General features: G+C 63.8%; 25 protein-coding genes. 16 read left to right on the top strand and 9 right to left on the bottom strand.

Annotated elements, in window-relative coordinates; all coding sequences use genetic code 11:
- Positions 1–48: 48 nt before the first annotated feature.
- Both phaZ and D769_RS21260 read right to left on the bottom strand, forming a co-directional pair.
- Entirely contained in the window at positions 49–1,293 is a 1,245-nt protein-coding gene (phaZ, locus tag D769_RS21265; RefSeq protein ID WP_008649308.1) for a polyhydroxyalkanoate depolymerase, read from the bottom strand.
- 252 nt (positions 1,294–1,545) lie between these two features.
- Positions 1,546–2,742, bottom strand: a complete 1,197-nt coding sequence (locus D769_RS21260) for an amino acid aminotransferase (RefSeq protein ID WP_008649306.1) — start codon at positions 2,740–2,742, stop codon at positions 1,546–1,548.
- 197 nt (positions 2,743–2,939) lie between these two features.
- Here D769_RS21260 and uvrB point away from each other — a divergent pair, with 197 nt between their 5' ends.
- From uvrB to iscX, 13 genes are all read left to right on the top strand, one after another.
- A complete protein-coding gene (gene uvrB, locus D769_RS21255) occupies positions 2,940–5,033 on the top strand; it encodes an excinuclease ABC subunit UvrB (RefSeq protein ID WP_008649304.1) in 2,094 nt (697 codons plus the stop codon).
- A gap of 94 nt (positions 5,034–5,127) precedes the next feature.
- Positions 5,128–5,349, top strand: coding sequence for a hypothetical protein (locus D769_RS21250; protein ID WP_008649303.1), 222 nt, complete (start codon positions 5,128–5,130; stop codon positions 5,347–5,349).
- 50 nt (positions 5,350–5,399) lie between these two features.
- Positions 5,400–5,639, top strand: a complete 240-nt coding sequence (locus tag D769_RS21245) for a hypothetical protein (RefSeq protein ID WP_008649302.1) — start codon at positions 5,400–5,402, stop codon at positions 5,637–5,639.
- Between the two features lie 49 nt (positions 5,640–5,688).
- Positions 5,689–6,168 carry a low molecular weight protein-tyrosine-phosphatase gene (locus D769_RS21240; RefSeq protein WP_008649301.1) on the top strand — a complete coding sequence of 160 codons (480 nt, stop codon included), beginning with the start codon at positions 5,689–5,691 and terminating at the stop codon, positions 6,166–6,168.
- Positions 6,168–8,264, top strand: coding sequence for a site-specific recombinase (locus D769_RS21235; RefSeq protein ID WP_008649300.1), 2,097 nt, complete (start codon positions 6,168–6,170; stop codon positions 8,262–8,264). Before D769_RS21240 ends, D769_RS21235 begins: the two co-directional genes overlap by 1 nt.
- Before the next feature lie 97 nt (positions 8,265–8,361).
- Positions 8,362–8,916, top strand: coding sequence for a Fe-S cluster assembly transcriptional regulator IscR (gene iscR, locus D769_RS21230; RefSeq protein ID WP_008649299.1), 555 nt, complete (start codon positions 8,362–8,364; stop codon positions 8,914–8,916).
- A gap of 75 nt (positions 8,917–8,991) precedes the next feature.
- Positions 8,992–10,212: an IscS subfamily cysteine desulfurase gene (locus tag D769_RS21225; protein ID WP_008649298.1), complete on the top strand. Its 1,221-nt coding sequence runs from the start codon at positions 8,992–8,994 to the stop codon at positions 10,210–10,212.
- Between the two features lie 56 nt (positions 10,213–10,268).
- Positions 10,269–10,670 carry a Fe-S cluster assembly scaffold IscU gene (gene iscU, locus D769_RS21220; RefSeq protein ID WP_008649297.1) on the top strand — a complete coding sequence of 134 codons (402 nt, stop codon included), beginning with the start codon at positions 10,269–10,271 and terminating at the stop codon, positions 10,668–10,670.
- Between the two features lie 71 nt (positions 10,671–10,741).
- On the top strand, positions 10,742–11,062 hold the full coding sequence (iscA, locus tag D769_RS21215; RefSeq protein WP_008649296.1) for an iron-sulfur cluster assembly protein IscA: 321 nt from the start codon (positions 10,742–10,744) through the stop codon (positions 11,060–11,062).
- A gap of 64 nt (positions 11,063–11,126) precedes the next feature.
- Positions 11,127–11,645: a Fe-S protein assembly co-chaperone HscB gene (gene hscB / locus D769_RS21210; RefSeq protein WP_008649287.1), complete on the top strand. Its 519-nt coding sequence runs from the start codon at positions 11,127–11,129 to the stop codon at positions 11,643–11,645.
- A 9-nt stretch (positions 11,646–11,654) separates the two neighbouring features.
- Positions 11,655–13,520 (top strand): Fe-S protein assembly chaperone HscA, encoded by a 1,866-nt coding sequence (hscA, locus tag D769_RS21205; protein ID WP_008649285.1) that lies wholly within the window; start codon positions 11,655–11,657, stop codon positions 13,518–13,520.
- Between the two features lie 41 nt (positions 13,521–13,561).
- Entirely contained in the window at positions 13,562–13,900 is a 339-nt protein-coding gene (gene fdx / locus D769_RS21200; protein ID WP_008649280.1) for an ISC system 2Fe-2S type ferredoxin, read from the top strand.
- A 22-nt stretch (positions 13,901–13,922) separates the two neighbouring features.
- Positions 13,923–14,117, top strand: coding sequence for a Fe-S cluster assembly protein IscX (iscX, locus tag D769_RS21195; RefSeq protein ID WP_008649279.1), 195 nt, complete (start codon positions 13,923–13,925; stop codon positions 14,115–14,117).
- Positions 14,118–14,178: 61 nt separating this feature from the next.
- On the opposite strand, the gene D769_RS21190 is transcribed toward iscX, so the two are convergent.
- The 5 genes from D769_RS21190 to prfB all read right to left on the bottom strand — a co-directional run bounded on the left by D769_RS21190 (position 14,179) and on the right by prfB (position 19,918).
- Positions 14,179–15,150, bottom strand: a complete 972-nt coding sequence (locus tag D769_RS21190) for an outer membrane beta-barrel protein (protein WP_152415044.1) — start codon at positions 15,148–15,150, stop codon at positions 14,179–14,181.
- A 162-nt stretch (positions 15,151–15,312) separates the two neighbouring features.
- Positions 15,313–16,023 (bottom strand): glycine zipper 2TM domain-containing protein, encoded by a 711-nt coding sequence (locus D769_RS21185; RefSeq protein WP_008649274.1) that lies wholly within the window; start codon positions 16,021–16,023, stop codon positions 15,313–15,315.
- A gap of 277 nt (positions 16,024–16,300) precedes the next feature.
- Complete coding sequence (lysS, locus tag D769_RS21180; RefSeq protein ID WP_008649272.1) at positions 16,301–17,848, bottom strand: lysine--tRNA ligase; 1,548 nt, start codon at positions 17,846–17,848, stop codon at positions 16,301–16,303.
- Positions 17,849–17,907: 59 nt separating this feature from the next.
- Positions 17,908–18,678: an SDR family oxidoreductase gene (locus tag D769_RS21175; RefSeq protein WP_008649271.1), complete on the bottom strand. Its 771-nt coding sequence runs from the start codon at positions 18,676–18,678 to the stop codon at positions 17,908–17,910.
- 135 nt (positions 18,679–18,813) lie between these two features.
- Positions 18,814–19,918, bottom strand: a protein-coding gene (prfB, locus tag D769_RS21170; RefSeq protein ID WP_104669723.1) for a peptide chain release factor 2 whose coding sequence is annotated in 2 segments (ribosomal slippage) — positions 18,814–19,836 and positions 19,838–19,918 — 1,104 coding nt in all. Because the reading frame shifts where the segments join, the coding sequence is not laid out codon by codon here.
- 204 nt (positions 19,919–20,122) lie between these two features.
- Between prfB and D769_RS21165 the strand changes: the two genes are divergently transcribed.
- Entirely contained in the window at positions 20,123–20,842 is a 720-nt protein-coding gene (locus tag D769_RS21165) for a peptidoglycan DD-metalloendopeptidase family protein (RefSeq protein ID WP_008649269.1), read from the top strand.
- A 73-nt stretch (positions 20,843–20,915) separates the two neighbouring features.
- Here the strand turns inward: D769_RS21165 and recJ are convergent, their stop codons facing one another.
- Both recJ and D769_RS21155 read right to left on the bottom strand, forming a co-directional pair.
- On the bottom strand, positions 20,916–22,616 hold the full coding sequence (gene recJ, locus D769_RS21160; RefSeq protein WP_008649268.1) for a single-stranded-DNA-specific exonuclease RecJ: 1,701 nt from the start codon (positions 22,614–22,616) through the stop codon (positions 20,916–20,918).
- 46 nt (positions 22,617–22,662) lie between these two features.
- Positions 22,663–23,781, bottom strand: a complete 1,119-nt coding sequence (locus D769_RS21155; protein WP_008649267.1) for a hypothetical protein — start codon at positions 23,779–23,781, stop codon at positions 22,663–22,665.
- Between the two features lie 103 nt (positions 23,782–23,884).
- Between D769_RS21155 and D769_RS21150 the strand changes: the two genes are divergently transcribed.
- Positions 23,885–25,135: a lipoprotein-releasing ABC transporter permease subunit gene (locus tag D769_RS21150; protein WP_008649266.1), complete on the top strand. Its 1,251-nt coding sequence runs from the start codon at positions 23,885–23,887 to the stop codon at positions 25,133–25,135.
- Positions 25,128–25,602 (top strand): ATP-binding cassette domain-containing protein (locus D769_RS21145; protein ID WP_008649265.1); only part of this gene is annotated, 475 nt, incomplete at its 3' end. The genes D769_RS21150 and D769_RS21145, both read left to right, overlap by 8 nt.

Raw genomic sequence — 25,602 nt, 5'->3', positions numbered from 1 at the left:
CGCCCGCGAGTCTTCGCGGGCGTTTGACTTTGATGCGACGCGCGACGGTCAGGCGCGGTACTTGCGGATGAAATCGCGCAGTTCCGGGTAGACGCTATCGCGCCAGCGGCGGCCCGAGAAAATCCCGTAGTGGCCGCATTTCTCGGCGGTCAGGTGTTGCTTGCGGGTCTTCGCGATGCCGGTGCACAAGTCGTGCGCGGCGGCGGTCTGGCCGGCGCCCGAAATATCGTCGAGCTCGCCTTCGATCGTCAGCAGGGCAGTGCTCTTGATGTCCTGCGGACGCACCGGCTCGCCGTCGACAACCCACGTGCCATTGGCCAGGCGGAATTCCTGGAACACCGTGCGAATCGTCTCGAGGTAGTACTCGGCCGCCATATCGAGGACGGCGTTGTACTCGTCATAGAACTTGACGTGCGCCTCGGCGTCGTCGGACCCGCCCTGGACCAGGCTCAGGTAGTAGTCATAGTGCGACGACACATGGCGGTCCGGGTTCATCGCCACGAAGCCGGCGTGCTGCAGGAAGCCCGGATAGACGCGGCGGCCGTGGCCCGGGTAGTTGGCCGGCACCGTGTAGATGACGTTGTTCTCGAACCACTCGTAGGACTTGTTGGTGGCGAGCGAGTTGACCGCCGTTGCGCTCTTTCGCGCGTCGATCGGGCCACCCATCATCGTCATGGTGCGCGGGGTCTTCTCACCTGCCGACGCCATCAGCGAGATCGCGGCAAGTACCGGCACGGTCGGCTGGCACACGGAGATCACATTCAGGTTCTCCGCGCCAATGTGGCGGATGAACTCCTGGATGTAACGGATGTAGTCGGACAGATGGAACTCGCCGTGCTCCACCGGCACCATGCGGGCGTCCACCCAGTCGGTCACATAAACTTTGTGGTCCTGCAGCAAAGTGCGCACGGTATCGCGCAGCAGCGTGGAGTGGTGGCCGGACAACGGCGCGCAGACCAGCACGACCGGCTCGTCCTTGAGCAGCTTGATGGTGTCCGGATCGTCCGCATAGCGCTTGAAGCGCACCAGCTTGCAGAACGGCTTGTCCAGGATGGTTTGTTCGACGATCGGAATGTCGCGGCCATTCGAACGGACGGATTTGATGTTGAATTCCGGCTTTTCGTAGGCTTTTCCCAATCGGTACAGCAATTCGTAGCCTGCTGCCAGCCGAGGAGCGCCGGGGACCAGTGAAAGAGGGCTGAGGGGGTTCGTAAATGTCTTTGCAGTCGCTTGGGCCCACGCGGTAAGCGGGTTCAGCATCGTGCGCTGGAATTCATGCAGTTGATAAAGCATGGGGGTACCTGTCTAGCCTTTCTTGTCGCCAACGGATGTCGTGCAACCGATTATGCACGGAATAGAACGATCGTGCTTTGCAGCATAAACCTCATCGTTGTACCTGCAAGTGGGGAAGACAATAGGGCATTTGCCTATATTCCAGATGACATTTCCGAGCGCCCAAAGAAAAAGGCGACCGGAGTGGCCTCCAGGTCGCCTTTCGCTGCCGGATGCCGCATTTTGGTGCGGCGCCCGTCCGATGTCGCCGGTTTAGTAGACGGCGGCGATCGCGTTCACCACGGCGTCGATGTTGCGGCTGTTCAACGCTGCCACGCAGATGCGGCCCGTGCTCACGGCGTAGATGCCGTGTTCGTTGCGCAGGCGGTCCACCTGGGCCGAGGTCAGGCCCGAGTACGAGAACATGCCGCGCTGGGCCTTCACGAACGAGAAGTCGCCCGGCACGCCCTTGGCGGCCAGCTTGTCGACCAGCGCATGGCGCATCAGCTTGATGCGGTCGCGCATTTCGGCCAGTTCCTGCTCCCACATGGCGCGCAGTTCCGGGCTGTTCAGTACGGTGGCCACCACGGTGCCGCCGTGGGTCGGCGGGTTCGAGTAGTTCGTGCGGATGACGCGCTTGATCTGCGACATCACGCGCTGGGCTTCTTCCTTGCCCGTGGTCACGATCGACAGGGCGCCTACGCGCTCGCCGTACAGCGAGAAGCTCTTCGAGAACGAGCTGGAAACGAAGAACGGCAGGCCCGACTCCGCGAACAGGCGCACAGCGGCGCCGTCCGGCTCGATACCCTCGGCAAAGCCCTGGTAGGCCATGTCCAGGAACGGGATCAGGTTACGTTCCTTGACCAGTTCCACGACCTGCTTCCACTGGGCTTCGTCCAGATCCACGCCGGTCGGGTTGTGGCAGCAGGCGTGCAGCACGACGATCGTGTTGGCCGGGTACGACTTCAGCGATTCCACCATGCCGGCGAAGTTCAGGCCGTGGCTGGCAGCGTCGTAGTAGGCATAGTTGATCACGGGGAAACCGGCGGCTTCGAACAGCGCGCGGTGGTTTTCCCAGCTCGGATCGCTGATTGCGACCGATGCGTTCGGGTACAGGCGCTTCAGGAAGTCGGCGCCGATCTTCAGGGCGCCGGTGCCGCCGAGTGCCTGAGCCGTCACCACGCGGCCTTCGGAGATCAGGGCCGATTCCTTGCCGAACAGCAGGGTTTGCACGGCCTGGTCATAGGCGGCGATGCCTTCGATCGGCAGGTAGCCACGCGGCGTGGCGGTCGTCAGGCGGGCCTTTTCGGCCTCCTGCACGGCGCGCAGCAGCGGAATTTTCCCTTCGTCGGTGAAGTACACGCCAACGCCCAGGTTCACCTTGGTGGCGCGGGTATCAGCATTGAACGCTTCATTCAGGCCCAGGATCGGGTCGCGCGGGGCCATCTCGACGGCAGAAAACAAACTCATTTGGAATCTCGTGGTCAGCTGTGTAACAAAACGGAGGGCGTAGAATCGCTTCGACTGCGCAGTGGCTGCAGCGGAACCTGGAACACACTCCTGACAGAACCTGACAGCAGCGTCGGGCAGACTGTGCTTGAACCAAGCCGCGCAACCCCAAGATTCTAGCGTATCCGCCAGTTTTCCTCAGGTATTTCCCTACGTTTATGACGAACCTTGCTGAAGCCGCCCCCGCCCTGGATGAAGACAAATTCGTCACGTTTCCGGGGTCTCCATTCCAGCTTTATCAGCCGTATTCGCCGGCGGGCGACCAGCCGGAGGCGATCCGCCAACTGGTGGAGGGCGTGGAGGACGGCCTGTCGTACCAGACGCTGCTGGGCGTGACCGGCTCCGGCAAGACCTTCACGATGGCCAACGTGATCGCCCGGATGGGCCGGCCGGCCATTGTCTTCGCGCCAAACAAGACACTGGCGGCGCAGCTGTATTCCGAGTTCCGGGAGTTCTTCCCGCGCAACGCGGTCGAGTATTTCGTCAGCTACTACGATTACTACCAGCCCGAGGCCTACGTGCCGCAGCGCGACCTGTTCATCGAGAAGGACTCGTCGATCAACGAGCATATCGAGCAGATGCGGCTGTCGGCGACCAAGAGCCTGCTGGAACGACGCGACACGATCATCGTCGCCACGGTGTCGGCGATCTACGGTATCGGCAATCCGAGCGAATACCACCAGATGATCCTGACGCTGCGTACTGGCGACAAGATCAGCCAGCGCGATGTCATCGCCCGCCTGATCGCGATGCAGTACACGCGCAACGAGACTGACTTCCAGCGCGGCACGTTCCGCGTGCGCGGCGACACGCTCGACATCTTTCCGGCCGAGCACGCCGAGATGGCGGTGCGCGTCGAACTGTTCGACGACGAGGTGGATTCGCTGCAGTTCTTCGATCCGCTGACCGGCCGCGTGCGCCAGAAGATTCCGCGTTTCACGGTCTATCCCTCGAGCCACTACGTGACGCCGCGCGAAACGGTGCTGCGCGCGATCGAGGACATCAAGGTGGAGCTGCGCGAGCGGCTGGATTTCTTCTACAAGGAGAACCGCCTCGTGGAGGCGCAGCGGCTCGAGCAGCGTACGCGGTTCGATCTGGAGATGCTCACCGAACTGGGCTTCTGCAAGGGCATCGAGAACTATTCGCGCCATCTGTCGGGCGCGAAGCCGGGCGAGCCACCGCCGACGCTGGTTGACTATCTGCCGCCAGACGCGCTGATGTTCCTGGACGAGTCCCACGTGCTGATCGGCCAGTTGAACGGCATGTACAACGGCGACCGCGCGCGCAAGACCACGCTGGTCGAGTACGGCTTCCGCTTGCCCTCGGCGCTGGACAACCGGCCGCTCAAGTTCGACGAGTACGAGCGAAAGATGCGCCAGGCGGTGTTTGTGACAGCCACTCCGGCGAACTACGAGAAGGAGCACGCGGGGCAGGTGGTCGAGCAGGTGGTGCGGCCGACCGGGCTGGTCGATCCGGTGATCGAGGTGCGGCCGGCCACGACGCAGGTGGACGACCTGCTTGGGGAAATCCATCAGCGGGTCAAGGTCAACGAACGTGTGCTGGTGACGACGCTGACAAAGCGCATGGCGGAGCAACTGACCGAGTTCCTTTCGGAAAACGGCGTGAAGGTCCGCTACCTGCATTCGGACATTGATACCGTCGAGCGCGTGGAAATCATTCGCGACCTGCGGCTTGGCACGTTCGATGTGCTCGTCGGCATCAACCTGCTGCGCGAGGGGCTCGACATCCCCGAGGTGTCGCTGGTGGCGATCCTCGATGCGGACAAGGAGGGTTTCCTGCGCGCCGAGCGTTCTCTGATCCAGACCATCGGGCGGGCCGCGCGTAACGTCAATGGCACGGCCATCCTGTATGGCGACCGCATGACCGACTCGATGAAGGTGGCGATCCGGGAAACCGAGCGTCGCCGCGAGAAGCAGATGGCCTTCAACGAAGCCAACGGCATCACGCCACGCGGCGTGGTCAAGCGCATCAAGGACATCATCGATGGGGTCTACAACGCCGACGACGTCAAGGCCGAACTGACGGCCGCCGCCGAGCGGGCCAGGTACGAGGACATGAGCGAGAAGCAGGTGGCCAAGGAGATCAAGCGCCTGGAGAAGCAGATGCTCGACCATGCCAAGAACCTGGAGTTCGAAAAGGCGGCCCAGGTGCGCGATCAACTCGCGAAGCTGCGGACGCAGGTGTTCGGGGCTGGGGCCGAAGGCGATCATCTCCTGCCGCCGTCCGCGTAAGAGGTCGATCGGGGATCACCCCGAGCCACGGCGTATCGCCGGCATCCTATAGTGGTTGGGGCGGAGACGCCGGATCACGGACAAGGAGCACGCCATGGTGAGTCAGTTCGAATATGGTGGTTATGCGGTAGTGGCCCGTGCAGTCCCGCACGCGGGCGGTGGGTTTGCCGGGGTATTGACGATTGCCGACGCGTTCGGCGAGCCCGGCGGCCCGACTTTCGAGACGGAAACCGGCACGGCGCATTCGCCCGAGGCTGCGCTTGCCCTGGCGGAAGCCGAGGCCATGCGTACGATCGACGCCGGTGAAGTGAACTGACGGGCCGGCAACGCGCAGCATCCGGAAGCGCAGGACGCAGGAGACAGGTAATGGCCTATAGCAGTGAGTGGAAGAAGAGGGTTTTCGAGACGCACGAGATTCAGGTGCTGGTGAAACCCCGTTCACCGATCGCATGGGAATACACGGTGCGGGTGTGCCGCAAGGGCACGAATATCCGCGCTGCCAGCACGATGGTGGAAACAGCGCCACCCTCCGAGCGGTACGGAACGCCCGAAGAAGCCGAGGCGGCCGGATTCGCGCGTGGCAAGGCGATCGCCGAGCAGCTCTGACCGGGCGAAGTCGTTTCGGCGTCAGTCGGCAGGCGGTAGAATCGCGCCGATGAAAAAGTACGCCATTCTGATGTGTTGCATGGGCAATATCTGCCGTTCCCCGACGGCGGAGGGTGTCCTGCGCGCCAAGCTCGAGGCCGCCGGCCTTGCCGATCTGGTCGAACTCGATTCGGCCGGCACGCATGACTATCACGTGGGCAGGGCGCCCGACGCGCGCAGCCAGCGCCATGCGCTGCGACGCGGCTACGACTTGTCCGCACTGCGTGCCCGGCAGGTGGTCGTGGCGGACTTCAGTCGCTTCGACCTGGTGCTGGCGATGGACCAGGCCAACCTTTCGGCGCTGCGCGCGCTCCATGCCGATGCTGGCGCCGACAGGCTACGCCTGCTGATGAGCTTTGCCACGCAGCACAACGCCGAGGAAGTGCCCGACCCGTACTACGGCGAGGGCGATGGTTTCGAGCGCGTGCTGGACTATATCGAGGATGCCTGTGACGGCGTGATCGAGATGTTGCGGAAGCGGCTGATCTGATGCTGCGTTCCCTGTTTCGAAAGTGGCGCGAGTCACGCAATGCCAGCCTGCAACTGGATGCCATCCTGGCCGCGGCCGACCCCGATGCGCTGCTCGCCGACCGAAATCAATGGCTGATCGAACTCGCCTACTGGCTGCGCCGGGACGGCAATCTCGATGCCGGCGCGGAGGCGGGCGGGGCCGGCAGCCGCAGTTTTCCGGTCCATGTTCGTCTGCGTTACCTGCTGCAGGTGCTGGCCCGGCATCCCGACTGGGCCGACAGCTTCGCCCGCACGGTCCGCTCGATCGTGCGCGACAACGATCCGACCTCGCTGTTCTGCGATACCGGCGTGGCCTCCCACCCTGGGATCTGGAGCGAGATGGCGGACCGGCTCCAGGCGCGCTTCCTGCCGCCGCCCCCGAATCGCAGCGATATGGCGGGCCTGTTCGCGCTGTTGTTTGTCGATGAGAACGACGCTGACTGGGTCGAGACACTCGACGACGAACTGGTCGAGCGGCTTGCCCAGGCGTTGCTGGTGGGCGCCGAGGGCGGGGCGGAAGAAGGGGATGGCGTCAAGCGCCTGCGCAAGGCGCGCGAGGCAACGCTGACGGCCAGCATCCAGGTTCTGGTGAGCCAGGTGAAGGCGACGGGGCTGAGTCAGGCGATCCGCAGCCGCCTGCGTGGGCGTGTGGACGAGACACCGTTCTTCCGCCTGGACCGCGCTGTCGCGGCATTGTGCGAGGAAGGACTGGCGCACGATGATGCATTCGTCCATCGGCTCAATTATTTCCGCGGCTTGCTAGACGGTTGCCACGCAGCCGCGCGCCAGGTCTACGAGGATCTCGAGGAAAACGGTGTCTCCGTGGAGGTGGTGTTCCAGATCGAGCGGATGAAGGCTCGCCTGGCACGTATCGATCTGCTCCTCACCGCATGGGTCGATCCCTCGCACCATGGGCGGCACGCGCACCTGATTGCCGAGTTGATCCGATCGACGCAGGCGCGGCGCAGCGTCGGGCATCTGATGAGTTCGTCGTTCGCGCAACTCGCGCGCAAGGTCGTCGAGCGTTCGGCCGAGAGCGGCGAGCACTACATCACGCGCGATCGCAAGGAGTATGCCGAACTGATGCGCGCCGCGATGGGCGGTGGTCTGGTTACCGTCCTCACCGTCTACCTGAAGTTCCTGATCTACGGGCTTCACCTGGACAAGTTCATCGAAGGCTTCCTGGCCTCGCTGAACTACGCGGGTAGCTTCCTCGCGATCCATTTCGCGCATTTCACGCTGGCCACCAAGCAGCCGGCCATGACGGGGCCGGCGCTGGCACACCGGCTCGACGGCGCTGGGCGGCCGGAAGGGCGCGAGATTTTCGTCGACGACACGATCGCCATGATCCGGTCAAATGCGGCCGCGATCTTCGGCAACCTGTCCGTGGTGTTCCCGGTGGCGCTGGCGATCGAGTGGGGCGTGGGCAAGGCGTTCGGCGCCCACCTGCTGACGCCCGCGAAGGCGATCGCGACGATCGAATCGTTCTCGATCCTTGGCCCTACGCCGCTCTATGCGATCTTCACGGGCGTGCTGCTCTGGCTGTCGAGCCTGATCGCGGGATGGGCCGACAACTGGTTCGCGCTGCATCGTGTGCACGATGTCATGGCCTACAACCGGCGCTTGCGCTATGTACTCGGTCAACGCGGCGCGATGCGCCTGGCCGATTTCTGGAAACGCAATCTCTCGGGCATCACGGCCAACGTGTCGCTGGGCTTCCTGCTTGGGCTGGGGCCGGAGATCCTGAGCTTCTTCGGTCCGCATATGGAAGTGCGCCATGTGACGCTTTCGACGGGTTCGATCGGTGCGGCCATCGGTGTGCTCGGGTTCGATGCGCTGCGCATGCCGGCCCTGTGGCTAGCGGTGGTGGGGATCGCGCTGATGGGGGTGTTGAACGTGGCGGTGAGCTTCGCGCTGGCTTTCAACATGGCCCTGCGCTCGCGCAACCTGCGTCGGGTCGATCGGCGGGAAGTGGTGCGGGCGGTGCGTCAGCGCATTCTCCGGCACCCGCTTTCATTGCTGATTCCGCCGCGTAAAGCGCCGGATTCGGCGCCCGAGGGAAGCCCGTCGTTATAGCGAGTGGAACACTGCATTGCAGCAAGGGGTACTTGACTGATTTAGTCGGAAAATCTTATACTCGACCGAAATCCTCAAGTATTCCACCCCGAGCATCATGAGACTGACCACCAAAGGCCGTTTCGCGGTAACCGCCATGATCGACTTGGCCATGCGCCAGGATCAGGGTCCTGTCACCCTGGCAGGCATCAGTCAACGTCAGAAGATCTCCCTGTCGTACCTGGAACAGCTGTTCGGCAAGCTGCGCCGCCACGAAATCGTGGAGAGCGTGCGTGGTCCGGGCGGCGGGTACAGTCTCGCCCGCAAGGCCGAGGACGTCACGGTGGCGGACATCATCATCGCCGTGGACGAACCGCTCGATGCGACGCAGTGCGGGGGGAAGGGCAATTGTAACGGAGATGACGGCAGCGGACGCTGCATGACCCACGAACTGTGGGCCACGCTGAACCAGAAGATGGTTGAGTATCTCGACTCCGTCTCCCTGAAGAATCTGGTCGACCAGCAGCGCGCCCGCCAGCCGGCGGTGCTGCACGACATGCGCGAAGACGCCGCGCAGCAGCCGGTCGCCGTGTCCCGTGGCAAGGCGGACAAGCAGGAAAAGCCGGCACGCCCCCGCGTGGTCAATTCGGTATTCAGCCTCGCGCAGTCCTGAGCAGGGATTTCGCGGCTGCAGTAAACTATCGGTAGACATTAAGCGATTAGCTGTACCTATAAGGCAGTCATAACGATGAGCACCACCCCACATTTCCCGATCTACATGGATTACTCGGCAACGACGCCGGTGGACCCGCGCGTGGCCGACAAGATGATTCCGTACCTGCGCGAGCAGTTCGGTAATCCGGCGTCGCGTAGCCACGCGTATGGCTGGGACGCCGAGCGCGCTGTGGAAGAGGCGCGCGAGCAGGTGGCCGCGCTGGTCGGCGCCGATCCGCGCGAAATCGTCTGGACGTCGGGCGCGACCGAGTCGGACAACCTCGCCATCAAGGGCGCGGCGAATTTCTACTCGGGCAAGGGCAAGCACATCATCACCGTGAAGACCGAGCACAAGGCCGTGCTCGATACCACGCGTGAACTGGAGCGTCAGGGCTTCGAGGTGACGTACCTCGACGTCAAGGATGACGGCCTGATCGACATGGATGTGTTCAAGCAGGCGATTCGCCCGGACACGATCCTGGTGTCGGTGATGCTGGTGAACAACGAGATTGGTGTGATCCAGGACGTCGAGCAGATCGGTGAGATCTGCCGCGAGAAGGGCATCATCTTCCATTGCGACGCCGCGCAGGCGACCGGCAAGGTGACCATCGACCTGAGCACGCTGAAGTGCGACCTGATGTCGTTCTCGGCCCACAAGACCTATGGCCCGAAGGGCATCGGAGCGCTGTATGTCCGCCGCAAGCCGCGCGTGCGCATCGAAGCGCAAATGCACGGCGGCGGTCACGAGCGCGGCATGCGCTCGGGCACGCTGGCTCCGCACCAGATCGTTGGCATGGGCGAGGCATTCCGTCTGGCCCGCGAGGAAATGGCCACGGAAAACGAACGTATCCGGATGCTGCGCGACCGCCTGTGGAATGGCCTGTCGAGCATGGAAGAGGTGTACCTGAACGGCTCGATGGAACACCGCGTGCCGCACAACCTCAACGTCAGCTTCAACTTCGTCGAGGGTGAGTCGCTGATCATGGCGATCAAGGACGTGGCCGTGTCGTCGGGTTCGGCCTGCACGTCGGCTTCGCTGGAGCCGTCGTACGTGCTGCGCGCCCTGGGGCGCAATGATGAGCTGGCGCACAGCTCGATCCGTTTCACCGTGGGCCGCTTCACGACCGAAGCCGAAATCGACTACACCGTCGAACTGCTCAAGAACAAGATCGGCAAGCTGCGCGACCTGTCGCCGCTGTGGGAAATGTTCAAGGACGGCGTCGACCTGAATTCGATCCAGTGGGCCGCGCACTGATTGCGGCACACGTAAAAAGAACAACCCCATTAAAAGATTGATTAGAGGTAGCCAAAATGTCTTACAGCAACAAGGTTCTCGACCACTATGAAAATCCGCGTAACGTCGGTTCGTTCGACAAGAACGACGACGCGGTGGGTACCGGCATGGTCGGCGCCCCGGCCTGCGGCGACGTGATGAAGCTGCAGATCAAGGTGAACGAGGCTGGCGTGATCGAAGACGCCAAGTTCAAGACCTATGGTTGTGGCTCGGCGATCGCCTCGTCGTCGCTGGTGACCGAGTGGGTCAAGGGCAAGACCGTGGACCAGGCGCTGGAGATCAAGAACACCCAGATCGCCGAGGAACTGGCCCTGCCGCCGGTGAAGATCCACTGCTCGATCCTCGCCGAGGACGCCATCAAGGCGGCCGTCGATGATTACAAGAAGAAGCACCCGGGCGCCGAGCAGAAGGCTGCCTGATCCGGCGTAGACGGTTTGCATGACCGCGCGTGGCAAGTGGGTCGCGCGCGGTGTTCGACAGCAAGGCAAAGATGATCTCAATGACCGAAAAGGCGGCCAAGCACGTCGCCCGATACCTGGAACGCCGCGGCAAGGGCGTGGGCCTGCGCGTGGGCGTGAAGACGACCGGCTGTTCGGGTCTGGCGTACAAGCTTGAGTACGTCGATGAAGTGCTGCCCGAAGACCAGGTGTTCGAAACGCACGGCATCAAGGTGATCGTGGACCCGAAGAGCCTGCCGTACATCGACGGCACCGAGCTGGATTTCGCACGCGAAGGGTTGAACGAAGGCTTCAAGTTCAATAACCCCAACGTCAAGGACGAGTGCGGCTGCGGCGAGTCGTTCCGGGTCTGACGGCTTTTGCCGCAAGGCATGCAACAGGGGGCGGCATAGCCGCTCCTTTTTGTTGGGGAAGCTCTTGAAAGACGATTTTTTTGCGCTGTTCGGGCTGCCTGCCCGTTATGAAGTGGACGAGGCCGCGCTGGACGCGGCCTATCGCACGGTCCAGTCGCAGGCACACCCGGACCGTTTCGCCAATGCGGGCGATGCCGAGCGGCGCGTGGCCATGCAGTGGGCCGCACATGCCAACGAGGCATACCGGACGCTGCGTCAGCCGCTCAAGCGCGCGATCTATCTTCTGCATCTGCGGGGCGTCGATATCCAGGCCGAGAGCAATACGGCCATGGCACCCGAATTCCTGATGCAGCAGATGGAATGGCGTGAGGCGCTGCAGGATGCGGTCGACAGCCGCGCGGTGGATCAACTGGATCGCCTGCTGCGCGATCTGCGTCAGGAAAAGCTCGAGCGCCACGCGGCGCTCGGCGCGCTGCTTGATGCAGACGATAACGGCGCCGCTGGCGAGGCGGCACGACAGCTAATGTTTATCGAGAAGATCGAACACGACGCGAGCGAGGCGATCGATCGTCTCGAGGATTGAAGAAATACCATGGCACTGCTCCAGATTTCCGAACCCGGCATGTCGCCGGCGCCCCATCAGCGCCGATTGGCCGTGGGTATCGACCTTGGCACCACCAACTCGCTGGTGGCCGCCGTGCGCAACAGCATTCCCGAAGTCCTGCCCGACGAGCACGGCCGCGCGCTGCTGCCGTCCGTGGTGCGTTATTTGCCGAACGGCAATGCGCATATCGGCTACAAGGCCCAGGACGAGGCCGTGCGCGATCCCAAGAACACGATCATTTCGGTCAAGCGCTTCATGGGCCGTGGCGTGCGCGACGTGGCCAATATCGAGCACAGCCTGTACGACTTCGTCGATGCGCCGGGCATGGTCCAGTTGAAGACCGCTGCCGGCATCAAGAGCCCGGTGGAAGTTTCGGCCGAGATCCTTGCCACGCTGCGCCAACGCGCGGAAGACTCGCTTGGTGATGAACTGGTCGGTGCCGTGATCACGGTGCCGGCGTACTTCGACGATGCACAGCGTCAGGCCACCAAGGACGCCGCTCAACTGGCGGGCCTCGAGGTGCTGCGCCTGCTCAACGAGCCGACTGCCGCCGCGATTGCCTATGGCCTCGACAACGCCGCGGAAGGCATTTACGCCGTCTATGACCTGGGCGGTGGCACCTTCGATATCTCGGTGCTCAAGCTGACCAAGGGTGTGTTCGAAGTGATGTCGACGGGCGGCGATTCGGCGCTCGGTGGCGACGACTTCGACCAGCGCCTGTTGTGCTGGATCGTCGAGCAGGTCGGTCTGCAGCCGTTGTCCGCTGAAGATTCGCGTCTGCTGATGGTGCGCGCCCGCGCGGCGAAGGAAGCGCTGTCGTCCAGTGACAGCACGGTGATTGACGCCGTGCTGACGAGCGGCGAGATCGTGCATCTCACGCTGGATGCCGATACCTTCATACAGATCACCGCCAACCTGGTGCAGAAGACGCTGACGCCGGTGCGCAAGGCGTTGCGTGACGCCGGTGTCGGTCCCGAGGACGTGAAGGGCGTGGTCCTGGTGGGTGGCGCCACGAGAATGCCGGCGATCCGCAAGGCGGTGGGCGACTACTTTGGCCAGCAGCCGCTGACCAACCTCGATCCGGACCGGGTTGTGGCGCTGGGCGCAGCCATGCAGGCGAACCTGCTGGCCGGCAACCATGCGCCGGGTGAGGATTGGCTGCTGCTCGACGTGATCCCGCTCTCGCTGGGCGTGGAAACGATGGGTGGGCTGGTCGAGAAGATCGTCCCGCGCAACAGCACGATTCCCGTGGCGCGCGCGCAGGAGTTCACCACGTTCAAGGACGGCCAGACCGCAATGGCGATTCACGTGCTGCAAGGCGAGCGCGAGCTGGCCAGCGACTGCCGTTCGCTGGCGCGCTTCGAGCTGCGTGGCATTCCGCCGATGGTGGCCGGCGCGGCGCGTATCCGCGTGACCTACCAGGTGGATGCCGACGGCCTGCTGTCGGTGTCGGCCCGCGAGATCGGTTCCGGGGTGGAAGCATCTGTGACGGTCAAGCCTTCGTATGGCCTGGCCGATGACGATATCGCCCGCATGTTGCAGGAGAGCTTTCAGGAAGCCGAGCACGACATGAAGAACCGCGCGCTCGCCGAGGAACGCGTGGACGCTGCCCGTCTGGTGGAAGCCACCACGCGTGCGCTCGAAACCGACGGCAACCTTCTGTCCGCAGATGAGCGTGCCGCAGTCGACGCGTTGATTGCCAATGTGAGCGAAATCGCCAAGGGCGAGGACCATCGCGCGATCAAGGCGGCGGTCGAACGCCTCTCGCAAGGCACCGACGAGTTTGCCGCCCGCCGCATGGACCGCTCGATCAAGAGCGCGCTGGCCGGCAAGAAGGTTCAGGAAATCGGCTGAAGGCGGCGCTGCACGCGCCGCGGAAAGACAACAGGATAGAAATGCCACAGATCATCGTTTTGCCCCACGTCGAGTTGTGTCCCGAAGGGGCTGTCTTCGAAGCCAAGACCGGCACGAGCGTCTGCGACGCGTTGCTTGCCAATGGCATCGAGATCGAACATGCGTGCGAGAAGTCGTGCGCTTGCACCACTTGCCACGTGATCGTGCGCGAGGGATTCAATTCGCTCGAAGACGCCGAGGAAAAGGAAGAAGACCTGCTCGACAAGGCATGGGGACTGGAGCCGAATTCGCGCCTGTCGTGCCAGGCGCTGGTGGCGGACGACGACCTGACCGTCGAGATTCCGAAGTACACGATCAACCATGCCAAGGAAGGCCACTGAGCCTGACGCCCGGAGTTTCCTCATGAAATGGACTGATACCTACGATATCGCCGCCGCGCTCTATGACAAGTTTCCGGAGGTCGATCCGCTGACGGTGCGCTTCACGCAACTGCGCCAGTGGGTGCTCGAACTCGACGACTTTAGCGATCTGCCCGAGCGTTCGGGCGAGAAGATCCTGGAGGCAATTCAGGCAGCGTGGATCGAGGAAGCGCAGTAAGCCTGCGTGACCTTTGAGAAAAAAAGCACGGCGATCATGCCGTGCTTTTTTGTTTTCCGCGTCAGAAGCGGTAGCCGATACCGCCCATGATGATGTCCGTGTCCCGGTCATAGCCGGTCACCGTCCGGTTCCACGACAGGCGTGCAGACCATTGCTGGTTGATCCGGTAACTGGCCGACATCGTCATCAGCCCCGACCACCGCGACGGTGTCTCGGGTGCGGCCTGGCCGTGATTGCTCAGGTCGATCGCGTAGTAGGGCCCGGCGCCAACGCCCAGCGTCAGCTTGTCATTGAAGAATGCGCGCTCCACCCACAGCTGCGCGGCCACGCCATTGCGGCGCAATGCGGCGTTCTGGCCTTCATTGATATAGCTCACCGTGCCTGACAGGTAGCGGCTCAGGCCGCGCCGGTATTCGATCGCCTTGGCGAACGACGTTTCCGAATTGAACGTGTTCACAATGGTCCCGCCCAGGAACACGGTGAATTCATTCTGCGTGACGTTATTCGTGCGAGACGGCGGCGGCACCACGGGTCCGCCGCGATCGCCACGATCGAGCTGGTAGCCCACGCCGAGCAGCAGCGTATTGGTCTTGATGCTCGACCGCGTCTGCGCGCGGTTGTATCGCGCCTGCACCATCCACGGGCCGCCGTTGACATACCAGGTGGCTGACAAGCTGGCCAATGCGCCCCAGCCGTGGTCGTTGTCGGAGCCATTGCCTGAGCTTCGGCTGGTGGTGTCGAAATAGCGATAGGGGCCAATACCGACGGCGACGTTGAAATTCCGGTCAGCAAATGGATAGCGCCACCAGAGCTGAACGCTGTGACCATCGCGATGGTGGTCGGGGATATGGCCTTCGTTCAGATAGGAGAACGATGCGTACCAGTTCTCGGACAGATTGTGCTGGTAGCTGTAGGTGTAGCCGTAGCTGGATTCACCACCCTGGTCGGAGCGCTGCAAGCCGCCCAGTACAAGCACCTCCTGTCCATGGACAGGCGCCATCCACGCGGTGGCGCTCAACAACAAGACTGACATGCGCAGACGGCGCGACAGAAAAGACAGAACTTCAGACAACAACATTACAGTGGCCAGCAAAGAAATCGGGCCATCTTAACAATCAGGGCCGGCAAAAAGCCAGCCCCCGGTTCAAGGTTGCGCCAGATCAGAGTCTTGCTGATTGGCTTGAACGCGCGGCTGTCAGCCCGTCACAAGCACTCCACGCTCGAGGTGCACGCGCTGTCCAGCTTCCACACCCGGAGGGTTCTGGTAGGTGAACGTACGGCGCGAGCCGTCGTCCATCTGCACGCTGACGCGGTAGGACTTGTTCGTGTTCAGTTTCTTCTCGGCGTAGTTGCCGCCGAAGCCGCCGGCTGCCGCGCCCGCGACAGTCCCCAGAATGCGGCCATTGCCGCTGCCGATCTGGTTGCCGAGCAGGCCACCCACTACCGCACCACCCACCGCGCCAAGACCGGAGGTTGGCTTTTCAGATTCCACTACTTGCACGCCGGTTACGTGGCCAGCCGTATGGCTGGGCCGTGCGGCGGTATTCGGCTCGGTCTGCGACGGTTGTTGCTGCTGTTGTTGCTGTGGCTGTTGCTGTTGCTGGGCAGGCGCTTGTGGCATTGCGTTTTGGGCGTACTGCCTGTCATAGGCCGGCGGGCGTGTGGTCGAGCCGGGCGCAGACGTTTGTGTCTCTGCTTGCGTCTCCGCTTGCGTGGCCGGTTGCGCGTTGTACTGTGCCGCGGTGGGCTCGGTGCCACCCTGGTTGGCCTTGCTGATCGGCAGCACACCCGTGATCGCTGCCACGGCCGCGAGGCTGGCAACGACGATCGACACAGCCGCCGCGCCAATCAGCGGATTCAGGCGGCGTTGGGTCGGCAAGGAGGGGAGGGTTTCCGGACCAGACATTTGCTTGTTCTCCAGGTCACCGCATGCGCAGTGGATAGTTTCAAGTTTGGCCGATACCAGAGCGCATTACCGTTCGTTTTTGTAAGTATCTGTAGTCCAAAAAATGCTTGGCAATCAATGACTTATATCTGTGCTCGATCATCGTTGACAATGACGTTGTAACAATCGGGCACGCGATGTGCAGTTGCCGGGCACCCCAACAAAGCAAAAGCCCCGCGTGGGCGGGGCTCTTGGTCAGGGTCATATTCTCACTGGCCGGTGGGTTCGGCCGTGAGAATCAGTCCTCGCGGCGCAGGTGCGGGAACAGGATCACGTCGCGGATGTTCGGGCTGTCGGTCAGCAGCATTACCAGACGGTCGATGCCGATACCGCAGCCGCCTGTCGGAGGCATGCCGTACTCGAGCGCGCGAATGTAGTCGGCGTCGAAGTACATCGCTTCCTCGTCGCCCGCATCCTTCTGCTCGACCTGCTTGCGGAAACGCTCGGCCTGGTCTTCCGGGTCGTTAAGCTCGGAGAAGCCGTTGGCGATCTCGCGGCCCGTGATGAACAGTTCGAAGCGTTCGGTAATGCCCGGCTGCGTGTCCGAGCCGCGCGCCAGCGGCGATACCTCGACCGGGTAGTCGACGATATAGGTCGGTTCCCAGAGTTGCGCTTCGGCGGTTTCCTCAAAGAGCACCAGCTGCAGCGTGCCCAGGCCGGCGTTCAGGAACTGCGGCGCGCTGGTGTTGATCTTGAACTTGTTCTTGAGCTCGGCGCGCAGGAAGTCGGCATCGGCAAGTTGCGCGTCGGTGTATTCCGGCGCGTACTTCTGGATCGCCCCGCAGATCGTCAGGCGGTGAAACGGCTTGGACAGATCAAGTTCGCGGCCCTGGTACGTCACCGTGGCGCTGCCACGCGCGTCAATCGCAGCCTGGCGGATCAGGTTCTCGGTGAAGTCCATCAGCCAGCGGTAATCCGTGTAGGCCGCGTAGAACTCCATCATCGTGAACTCGGGGTTGTGGCGCGGGCTCACCCCTTCGTTACGGAAGTTGCGGTTGATCTCGAACACGCGCTCGAAGCCGCCGACGATCAGGCGCTTCAGATAGAGCTCGGGCGCGATGCGCATGAACATCTGCATGTCCAGTGCGTTGTGGTGCGTGATGAACGGCTTGGCCGCCGCGCCGCCCGGAATCGGGTGCAGCATCGGCGTTTCCACTTCCATGAAGCCGGCGTCGGCCATATGGCGGCGGATCGACGAGATGGCCTGGGTGCGGGCGCGGAACGTGCTGCGCGTCTCCGGCGAGACGATCAGGTCCACGTAGCGCTGGCGGTATTTGGTTTCCTGATCGGCCAGGCCATGGAACTTGTCCGGCAGGGGACGCAGCGCCTTCGACAGCAGGCGCAGTTCGCGCACTTGCACCGACAACTCGCCCTTGTTCGTGCGGAACAGCTCTCCGCGCGCGCTGATGATGTCGCCGAGGTCCCAGTGCTTGAACGCGGTATAGACGTCTTCACCGACCTTGTCGCGCGTGATGTAGAACTGGATCTGGCCGCTGCCGTCCTGGACCGTAGCAAAGCTGGCCTTGCCCATCACGCGCTTGAGCATCATGCGTCCGGCGATGGACACTTCCACCGGGCTGGCTTCCAGCGTGGCCTGGTCCGTTTCGCCATACTGCGCGTGCAGCGTGCCGGCCTGGTGCGTTGGCTGGAAATCGTTGGGGAAGGCCACGCCTTGCTGGCGCAGGGCCTGCAGTTTCTCGCGCCGCTCGGCGATGATCTTGTTCTCATCTACGGCAAGCCCTTCGGTGGTGGGCGTGGCGGCTTGGGCGCGGGTCGGTTCGGTCATGATGTGAGGTTCGATCGCGCGGCGCGGAGCGTCGCGCGGGGTCGGTTCAATGTTTCGGTTCAGTATTTGCGGATGTCGTCGAGTTCGGTGGTGCCGAAATCGGGACGGGCCAGATAGGCCACGATGCGCCGGGCGGTATCGTCAGGCGAGGCGAGCTGTTCGTTGTCCTTGAGGTCGCGGAAGCGTTGCACCTGGGCGAAATCCGCGCCGCGGATGGTTTCCTGCATTCCGGTATCCACCACGCCCGGCGCCAGCGCCACGGCGCGCAAGGTGCGCGGCTCGGGCACGCTCGCATACTCGGTGTTCACCGAGCGGATGAACATGTCCAGGCCAGCCTTGCCGGCGCAGTAGGCAGACCACCCCGGTACGGGGTTGCGCGCGGCGCCCGACGAGATTGCCAGCACCTTGCGCGGGCAATCGAAGCGCACGGTATGTTCGATGAACGCACCGGTCATGGTCATCGGCGTGACCAGGTTGGTCTGCAGATGCGGCACCAGCGTGCTGTCATGCAGTTGCGTGATCGGACCGATCGGCTCGACGACCCCGGCGTTCAGGATCAGGGTGATGCTGGCGGGCGCCTCTTCCACGGCATCGAGCACGCTCGCCAGCCAGCCGGCCGACGGGCCAGGCTGCGACAGATCCTGCAGATGCCAGGCCACGCGCACGCCGCTGGCCGTAGCCTCGGCTTCGAGCTCGGGGTTGCGGCTGCGCGCCACGCCGATTACGCGGTTGCCGGGTACCAGCAGCGCGCGAACCAGGGCGGCCCCCAAGCCGCGCGAGGCGCCGGTGACGATGTAGAGATGAGTGGAGCGGGGCGTTCCGGTGGTCATGTGAGTGGACCTTGTTCAGTGAGATGGCATTGGAATCACCGCGCAGGCCCCGAGTTTGTTTGGGGACATTGCGCGGCGACGTCTATCTGCAATCTTCGGCAGAAATTGCCAGGACCTGAGTATCAGGCGTCTGGATTACAACCCCTGTTTCAGGCTGGCCTCGATGAACGGGTCGAGGTCACCATCCAGCACCTTCTGGGTGTTGGACATTTCCACGTTGGTGCGCAGGTCCTTGATACGGCTCTGGTCCAGCACGTACGAGCGGATCTGGTGGCCCCAGCCCACGTCCGTCTTGCCGGCTTCGAGCTTGTCGGCTTCCGCCTGACGCTTGCGCATTTCATGCTCGTACAGGCGCGATTTCAGCATGGACATGGCCTCGGCGCGGTTGCGGTGCTGTGAACGGTCGTTCTGGCACTGCACGACGATGCCGGTGGGCATGTGCGTGATCCGCACGGCGGAGTCGGTCTTGTTGATGTGCTGACCACCGGCACCCGACGCGCGGTAGGTATCCACGCGCAGATCGGCCGGGTTGACCTCCACCTCGAACGAATCGTCCACTTCGGGGTAGACGAAGACCGACGAGAACGACGTATGGCGCCCGCCCGACGAATCGAACGGCGACTTCCGCACCAGGCGATGCACGCCGGTTTCCGTGCGCAGGTAGCCGAACGCATATTCGCCCTCGACCTTGATCGTCGCGCTCTTGATGCCGGCCACGTCGCCTTCGGATTCTTCCAGCACTTCGGCCTTGAAACCCTTGCGCTCGCAGTACTTCAGGTACTGGCGCAGCAGCATCGACGCCCAGTCGCAGGCCTCGGTACCGCCGGCGCCCGCCTGGATGTCGATGAACGCGTTGGCCTGGTCCATCTCGCCCGAGAACATGCGGCGGAACTCCATGTCCGCCACCAGGGCCTCGAAGCCAGAGACGTCGGCCTCGATGGATTCGAGTGTCTCGTCGTCGCCTTCCTCGCGGGCAAGCTCGAATAGCTCGTCCGTGCCGTTGAGGTCGTCGGTCAGCTTGCCGAGTACCTGCACGACGCCTTCCAGCGCCTTCTTTTCCTTGCCCAGGTCCTGGGCTCGCTTGGGGTTGTTCCAGACGTCGGGGTCTTCGAGCAACCCGTTGACTTCATCCAGCCGGTTTACTTTGACATCGTAGTCAAAGATACCCCCGTAGATCTTCCGTCCGGGAACGGAGATCGGAGATTGCACCGGAGATGGCGTTCAGGCGTTCTGCTTCCATGTTGTAGTGTTCTTGCGCTTCAAAACCGGGAATTATAGCGGATTGACGGGGCAAATCCGGGGTAGGGCGGACAGATCTCGCGACGAAAATGCGAACCGTTCGCGCAGCGAACGGTCTATTCGCGGAGCCTTCTCGCCGCTTCGGCGACAATAACGCCCGAACCGCGCCCACCCCGGCGCCATTTTTCAGGAGTGATTCCGGCGCATGAATCGAACGCACCACGCCAATCTGCAGACCCGCCGCCGTGCCCTGGGCGCACTCGGCAGCCTCGCCGCGATTTCCCTGTCCGCCCTGCTGGCGGCTTGCGGCACCACGCCGACCGAGCCGGCTCCGGACGGTTTCTACCGCGTCGAGCGTGGCGACACGCTGTATTCGATCGCGCGCCGGAACAAGCGCTCGGTGTCCGAACTGGCACGCTGGAACAATATGTCGAACACCAACCAGATCGAGGTTGGGCAACTGATTCGCGTCCGTCCTCCCGGCGGCGCCTCCACATCGGCGGCGGCGCCGCAGTCCGACAAGCCCGCGCGTCCCGTCCAGGACATGCCGTCCGCCAAGCCGCCGGCCAGTTCGATCAGCCTGCAATGGCCAGCCGATGGCCGTGTCTCGGGCCGTTTCGCGCCGCCGGCGGAGAAGGGAATGCGTATCGAGGTACCGGCTGGCGGCAAGGTCCGCGCGGCCGCGCCGGGCTGGGCGATTCACGTCGGCACGCTGCGTGGCTACGGCATGTTGGTCATCGTCAAGCACAACGACGACTGGCTGACCGTCTACGGCAACCTGGACAAGCCGCTGGTCAAGGAGGGCGATCGCGTTACCGCAGGCCAGGAGATTGGCAGCATGGCGCAGGCCGCCGAACTGCATTTCGAGGTGCGCGGCAACGGTCGGCCGCTGAATCCGGCGAATTATCTGCCTTCTCGGGGGTAGGGGGTAGGAGCCGCCTGTCAGACGGTTCGCCCCCTCTCCCGCAGGCGGGAGAGGAGAAAACAAACGGTTGCCCTTACTGCGCGTGCTCGATGACCAGTTGCACCCGGGTCATTCCGTTGAACGTGTTGTTGTCGAGCCGGTAAGCCACCATTGCGCTGGCGCCATCAAGCGCATCGGCATGGTTGAACCAGATGGCATCGAAGCGCTGGCTGCCCCGACCGAGCTGGAGTTTCAGGTGCTTGCCCTTGAGCACGGTCTGGCGCAATACGTCGAATTCGCCGCAGAACGTCGGTGCCGGGAAACCCTGGCCCCAGACCTGGCCTTCGAGCAGGGTGACGAATTCCGGGCTGAAGCACGCGTCCTCGATATCGCCGTCGGTCTCGATCACGCGCGCCAGTTGGTCATCGGTCAGCCATTCGCGGCCAACTTCCTCAAACGCGCTGACAAAGGTGTCGAAGTCCTTGGCGCGCACGGTCAAACCGGCCGCCATCGCGTGTCCGCCGAACTTCACCAGCAGGCCCGGGTGGCGCTTCGACACCAGATCCAGCGCGTCGCGCAGGTGGAAACCGGGGATCGATCGCCCTGAACCCTTGATGTGCTCCTCGTCGCCGGGCGCGAATGTGATGGTCGGGCGGTGGAATTTTTCCTTGAGCCGCGATGCGACGATGCCGATCACGCCCTGGTGCCACGTGTCATGGAACACGCTGACGGTGTGGCGCGATGTCGGGTCCAGCCCGGCCAGCGGCTGTTCGAGGATTTGAAGTGCTTCCTGCTGCATCCCGGCCTCGATATCGCGCCGCTCGCGGTTCATGCCATCCAGTTCCTGGGCGATTTCCCAGGCGCGATTGGCATCGTCGGTCAGCAGGCACTCGATGCCGAGCGACATATCAGCCAGCCGGCCCGCCGCATTCAGGCGCGGGCCCAGGCCGAAGCCGAGGTCGAACGTGTTGGCGCGCGCGGCTTCGCGGCCGGCGGCACGGAACAGTGCCGCCACGCCGGGATGCATCCGTCCTGCGCGCATGCGCTTGAGCCCCTGGGCCACCAGAATCCGGTTGTTCGTGTCCAGTTTGACCACGTCGGCTACCGTGCCAAGCGCCACGAGATCCAGCAGGGTTTGCAGCGGTGGCTGAGTGGCCTGGGTGTACACGCCGCGGCGGCGCAGTTCAGCGCGCAGGGCCAGCAGCACGTAGAACATCACCCCGACACCCGCCAGATTCTTGCTCGGGAACTCGCATCCCGGCTGATTCGGGTTCACGATCACCGCCGCGTCGGGCAGTGTCTCGCCGGGCAGGTGGTGGTCGGTCACCACGACGTCGATGCCGCGTGCGTTGGCGGCTGCCACACCGTCGACGCTGGCGATGCCGTTGTCGACCGTGACGATCACGTCAGGATGTTGCCGGGCTGCCAGTTCGACGATCTCCGGCGTCAGCCCGTAGCCGTACTCGAAGCGGTTCGGCACGATGTAGTCCACGCGCGCGCCCAGCATGCGCAGCCCGCGCACGCCCACCGCGCAGGCCGTAGCGCCATCGCAGTCGTAGTCAGCCACGATCAGCAGCTTGCGATTCGCGGCAATCGCGTCGGCCAGGTACTCGGCCGCATGGCCGATACCTTTCATGCTGGCCGGCGGCGCCAGTTCGGGCAGGTCCGTGGCCAGTTCGGAGGGTTGGGCTACGCCACGCGCGGACAGGATGCGCGCCAGCGTCGGATGCAGACCCGAGGCCGCCAGGGCCTTTGCGTGTTCGTCGGAAAAGGAGCGGATGGCAATCCGGGTCATGTGGCGTTCGCGTTCGAATTCGTCAATGTGATGTCAGGCCGCCGGGTCAGGAGACCATGGCCAGGTCGGACAGCAGGGCGCGCCAGTCTCCGCGCGAGCCCAGCCCGCGCCAGAATTTGCGCAGGTCGGCTCGTGTGACGGTGAACTCGGCAAAGTGGTTTTCGCCGCCGAGCACCAGCGTCACGGCCTGAATCCGGCCCTCGCCGAGCGCGGCCAGCACCGGCGCGAACCATTCGGCGTCGAGCGTGTGCATTCGCTCCAGCCACAGCCCCCAGTCCGCAGCGATATGGGCTTCGGTGGCACTGTCGAGCAGCGTCATGACCGAGCCATCGGTATCAGCGATGTCGGCGAAGCGGGCCGGCTGCGGCCCCAGGCGGCTGCCACCGGCCAGGCCGAGCCCGGCCAGGAACGGGTCGTCGGTCAGCACCGTGTCAGCCAGCTTGCGCGCCGCGTTGGCACTGCCGCCGCCGTGCAGCCACACGGAATTGACGGTCAGCCGTCCATCGGCCTCGCGCGCCTCGTTCACCGGGTGCCCGTGCCAGGTCATCTGGATCTCGTTCTGCAGGCGGCGCCAGTCGCGCGCTTTCGGGCCAGCCTGCATCCAGATATCGATATTGCGGCCGGTGGCGCGCACCGGCGTGGTCGCGGTCAAGTCCCCGAACATGCCATCGGGGATGTACCAGCGGGCAGGGTGGGGGGTATCGATCGTGATGCCTGCCTCGTCCAGCAGCCCGGCGATGGCGGCGTGCAGGGCGGCTGTCTCGTCGGGGCGGATGTCGAGCTGGTCCGGGTGCATCAGCACCAGGTGATCGCGCGCGGCATGGATGTGGACCGGCTGCAGGCAGGCCCAGCCGCCTTCCCCGGCTGCTTGCGTGGGGGGCGGGGCGATGCCGCGGTGATCCGCCAGCCGCATGAAGGGCGCAGTCGGCACTCGCGTGGTATCCAGTCCGGCCCGTCCGGCCAGCCAGCGCTCCTGCGGCAGTGTGCGCAGGTAGGGATCGTCGTGCATCTCGCGAGGGCCGGGGGTGGCGCGCGTCAGCAACTTTCCGAGCGCCGGCAACTCCAACTGCCGCAACAGCGCACCGGGCACGACATCGTCCGAGGCGTCGTCGCCGGCACCGGGCGGGACGGAAAAAGGCACAATCAGGGTCAGGTGCGTCGTCATGGTTGGCGAGATTGTAAACTCCCGGCTGGCCGGCGCCAGTTTCCCGTTACCGGATAACCGATAAACTGCCGTCGGCGCTTTTCCTCGAACAACAGGACTCCTCTTGAACTTTCCTTACGAATGGCAGATCGGCTGGCGCTACACCCGCGCGAGCAAGCGCGCCAGCCGCAATACGTTCATTTCATTCATTTCGATGATTTCGATGATGGGCATCGCGCTTGGCGTGGCCGCCCTGATCGTCGTGCTCTCGGTCATGAACGGCTTCCAGAAGGAAGTGCGCGATCGGATGCTGTCGGTGCTGTCGCACATCGAAGTCATCGGCGCCGCGCCGCTGACGGACTGGCAGAAGACGGCCGCCGAGGCCCTGCGCAACAAGGAAGTGGTGGGCGCCGCGCCGTACGTGGCGGCCCAGGCCATGATGACGCGGGAGGACGCAGTGCGCGGCGTGCTGCTGCGCGGCGTGGACCCCGCCGAAGAGCCCAAGGTGTCGGATATCGCCAACCAGTTCCGCGCCGGCAGCATGAACGCGCTGGCGCCGGGCGGCTTCGGCATCGCACTCGGCAGCGAACTGGCCAATGCGCTGGGCGTGCGCGTGGGCGACAAGGTGATGCTGGTGGTGCCGCAAGGCACGATCACGCCGGCCGGAATGCTGCCGCGTCTCAAGCAGTTCACCGTGGTCGGCGTGTTCTCGTCGGGTCACTACGAGTTCGACAGCGCGCTGGCGTTGATCGACATCGTTGATGCGGAAACGCTGTTCCGCCAGAACGGACCCACGGGCGTGCGCCTGAAGCTGCAGGACATGCAGCGCGCGCCGCAGGTGGCCCAGGAACTGGCGGGCACCATGAGTGGCGACCTCTACCTGCGCGACTGGTCGAAGCAGAACCGCAACTGGTTCGCCGCCGTGCAGACCGAAAAGCGCATGATGTTCATCATCCTGACGCTGATCATCGCCGTGGCCGCATTCAACCTGGTGTCCACGCTGGTCATGACCGTGACTGACAAGCAGGCCGACATCGCGATCCTGCGCACGATGGGCGCCCAGCCGCGCTCGATCATGAAGATCTTCATCGTCCAAGGCGTGGCCATCGGCTTCATCGGCACCTTGCTCGGCGTATTGGGCGGCACGCTGATCGCCACCAATATCGACGTGATCGTGCCTTTCATCGAGCGGATCCTGCATGTGCAGTTCCTGCCCAAGGACATCTACTTCATTAGCGAATTGCCTTCGGACCCGCGCATGAACGACATCGCTACCATCGGTATCATTTCCTTCGTGCTGGCGTCGCTGGCCACGATCTACCCGAGCTGGCGCGCCTCGCGCGTGAACCCGGCGGAGGCGCTGCGCTATGAGTGATACGACGCTGCTCCCCGAAGCCTCATTCCAGGCCGGCACCCACGGCGCTGGCACGCCAACCGGCACGCCGGTCCTGCTGGGCGAGGGCCTGACCAAGCGTTTCAAACAGGGCGGCCTGGACGTCGAAGTCCTGCGCGGCGTCGATGTGCGCGTCGACGCTGGCGAGAAGGTGGCCATCGTCGGTGCTTCCGGTTCGGGCAAATCGACACTGCTGCACGTGCTGGGCGGGCTCGACAACCCCGACGCCGGCCGCGTGGCGCTGCTGGGCAAGCCGTTCACGGCGCTACGCGAGAAGGAACGCAATATCGTGCGCAACCGCTCGCTGGGCTTCGTCTATCAGTTTCACCATCTGCTGCCGGAGTTCACCGCGCTCGACAACGTGGCGATGCCAATGCGCATCCGCGGCCTGAGCGAGCCCGCCGCGCGTGCCGAGGCGCAGGCCGTGCTTGAGCGCGTGGGGCTCGGCG

This window comes from Cupriavidus sp. HMR-1 (genome assembly GCF_000319775.1).
Classification (GTDB): domain Bacteria; phylum Pseudomonadota; class Gammaproteobacteria; order Burkholderiales; family Burkholderiaceae; genus Cupriavidus; species Cupriavidus metallidurans.
The sequence above is the reverse complement of the archived record's forward strand: the minus strand, read 5'-3'. Positions and strand labels throughout refer to the sequence as shown.

What these genes read in the sequence shown, in the direction of transcription:
- phaZ (WP_008649308.1), bottom strand. Translation starts at nt 1,293, where the DNA reads ATGCTTTATCAACTGCATGAATTCCAGCGCACGATGCTGAACCCGCTT.
- D769_RS21260 (WP_008649306.1), bottom strand. Translation starts at nt 2,742, where the DNA reads ATGAGTTTGTTTTCTGCCGTCGAGATGGCCCCGCGCGACCCGATCCTG.
- uvrB (WP_008649304.1), top strand. Translation starts at nt 2,940, where the DNA reads ATGACGAACCTTGCTGAAGCCGCCCCCGCCCTGGATGAAGACAAATTC.
- D769_RS21250 (WP_008649303.1), top strand. Translation starts at nt 5,128, where the DNA reads ATGGTGAGTCAGTTCGAATATGGTGGTTATGCGGTAGTGGCCCGTGCA.
- D769_RS21245 (WP_008649302.1), top strand. Translation starts at nt 5,400, where the DNA reads ATGGCCTATAGCAGTGAGTGGAAGAAGAGGGTTTTCGAGACGCACGAG.
- D769_RS21240 (WP_008649301.1), top strand. Translation starts at nt 5,689, where the DNA reads ATGAAAAAGTACGCCATTCTGATGTGTTGCATGGGCAATATCTGCCGT.
- D769_RS21235 (WP_008649300.1), top strand. Translation starts at nt 6,168, where the DNA reads ATGCTGCGTTCCCTGTTTCGAAAGTGGCGCGAGTCACGCAATGCCAGC.
- iscR (WP_008649299.1), top strand. Translation starts at nt 8,362, where the DNA reads ATGAGACTGACCACCAAAGGCCGTTTCGCGGTAACCGCCATGATCGAC.
- D769_RS21225 (WP_008649298.1), top strand. Translation starts at nt 8,992, where the DNA reads ATGAGCACCACCCCACATTTCCCGATCTACATGGATTACTCGGCAACG.
- iscU (WP_008649297.1), top strand. Translation starts at nt 10,269, where the DNA reads ATGTCTTACAGCAACAAGGTTCTCGACCACTATGAAAATCCGCGTAAC.
- iscA (WP_008649296.1), top strand. Translation starts at nt 10,742, where the DNA reads ATGATCTCAATGACCGAAAAGGCGGCCAAGCACGTCGCCCGATACCTG.
- hscA (WP_008649285.1), top strand. Translation starts at nt 11,655, where the DNA reads ATGGCACTGCTCCAGATTTCCGAACCCGGCATGTCGCCGGCGCCCCAT.
- fdx (WP_008649280.1), top strand. Translation starts at nt 13,562, where the DNA reads ATGCCACAGATCATCGTTTTGCCCCACGTCGAGTTGTGTCCCGAAGGG.
- iscX (WP_008649279.1), top strand. Translation starts at nt 13,923, where the DNA reads ATGAAATGGACTGATACCTACGATATCGCCGCCGCGCTCTATGACAAG.
- D769_RS21190 (WP_152415044.1), bottom strand. Translation starts at nt 15,150, where the DNA reads ATGTCAGTCTTGTTGTTGAGCGCCACCGCGTGGATGGCGCCTGTCCAT.
- D769_RS21185 (WP_008649274.1), bottom strand. Translation starts at nt 16,023, where the DNA reads ATGTCTGGTCCGGAAACCCTCCCCTCCTTGCCGACCCAACGCCGCCTG.
- lysS (WP_008649272.1), bottom strand. Translation starts at nt 17,848, where the DNA reads ATGACCGAACCGACCCGCGCCCAAGCCGCCACGCCCACCACCGAAGGG.
- D769_RS21175 (WP_008649271.1), bottom strand. Translation starts at nt 18,678, where the DNA reads ATGACCACCGGAACGCCCCGCTCCACTCATCTCTACATCGTCACCGGC.
- D769_RS21165 (WP_008649269.1), top strand. Translation starts at nt 20,123, where the DNA reads ATGAATCGAACGCACCACGCCAATCTGCAGACCCGCCGCCGTGCCCTG.
- recJ (WP_008649268.1), bottom strand. Translation starts at nt 22,616, where the DNA reads ATGACCCGGATTGCCATCCGCTCCTTTTCCGACGAACACGCAAAGGCC.
- D769_RS21155 (WP_008649267.1), bottom strand. Translation starts at nt 23,781, where the DNA reads ATGACGACGCACCTGACCCTGATTGTGCCTTTTTCCGTCCCGCCCGGT.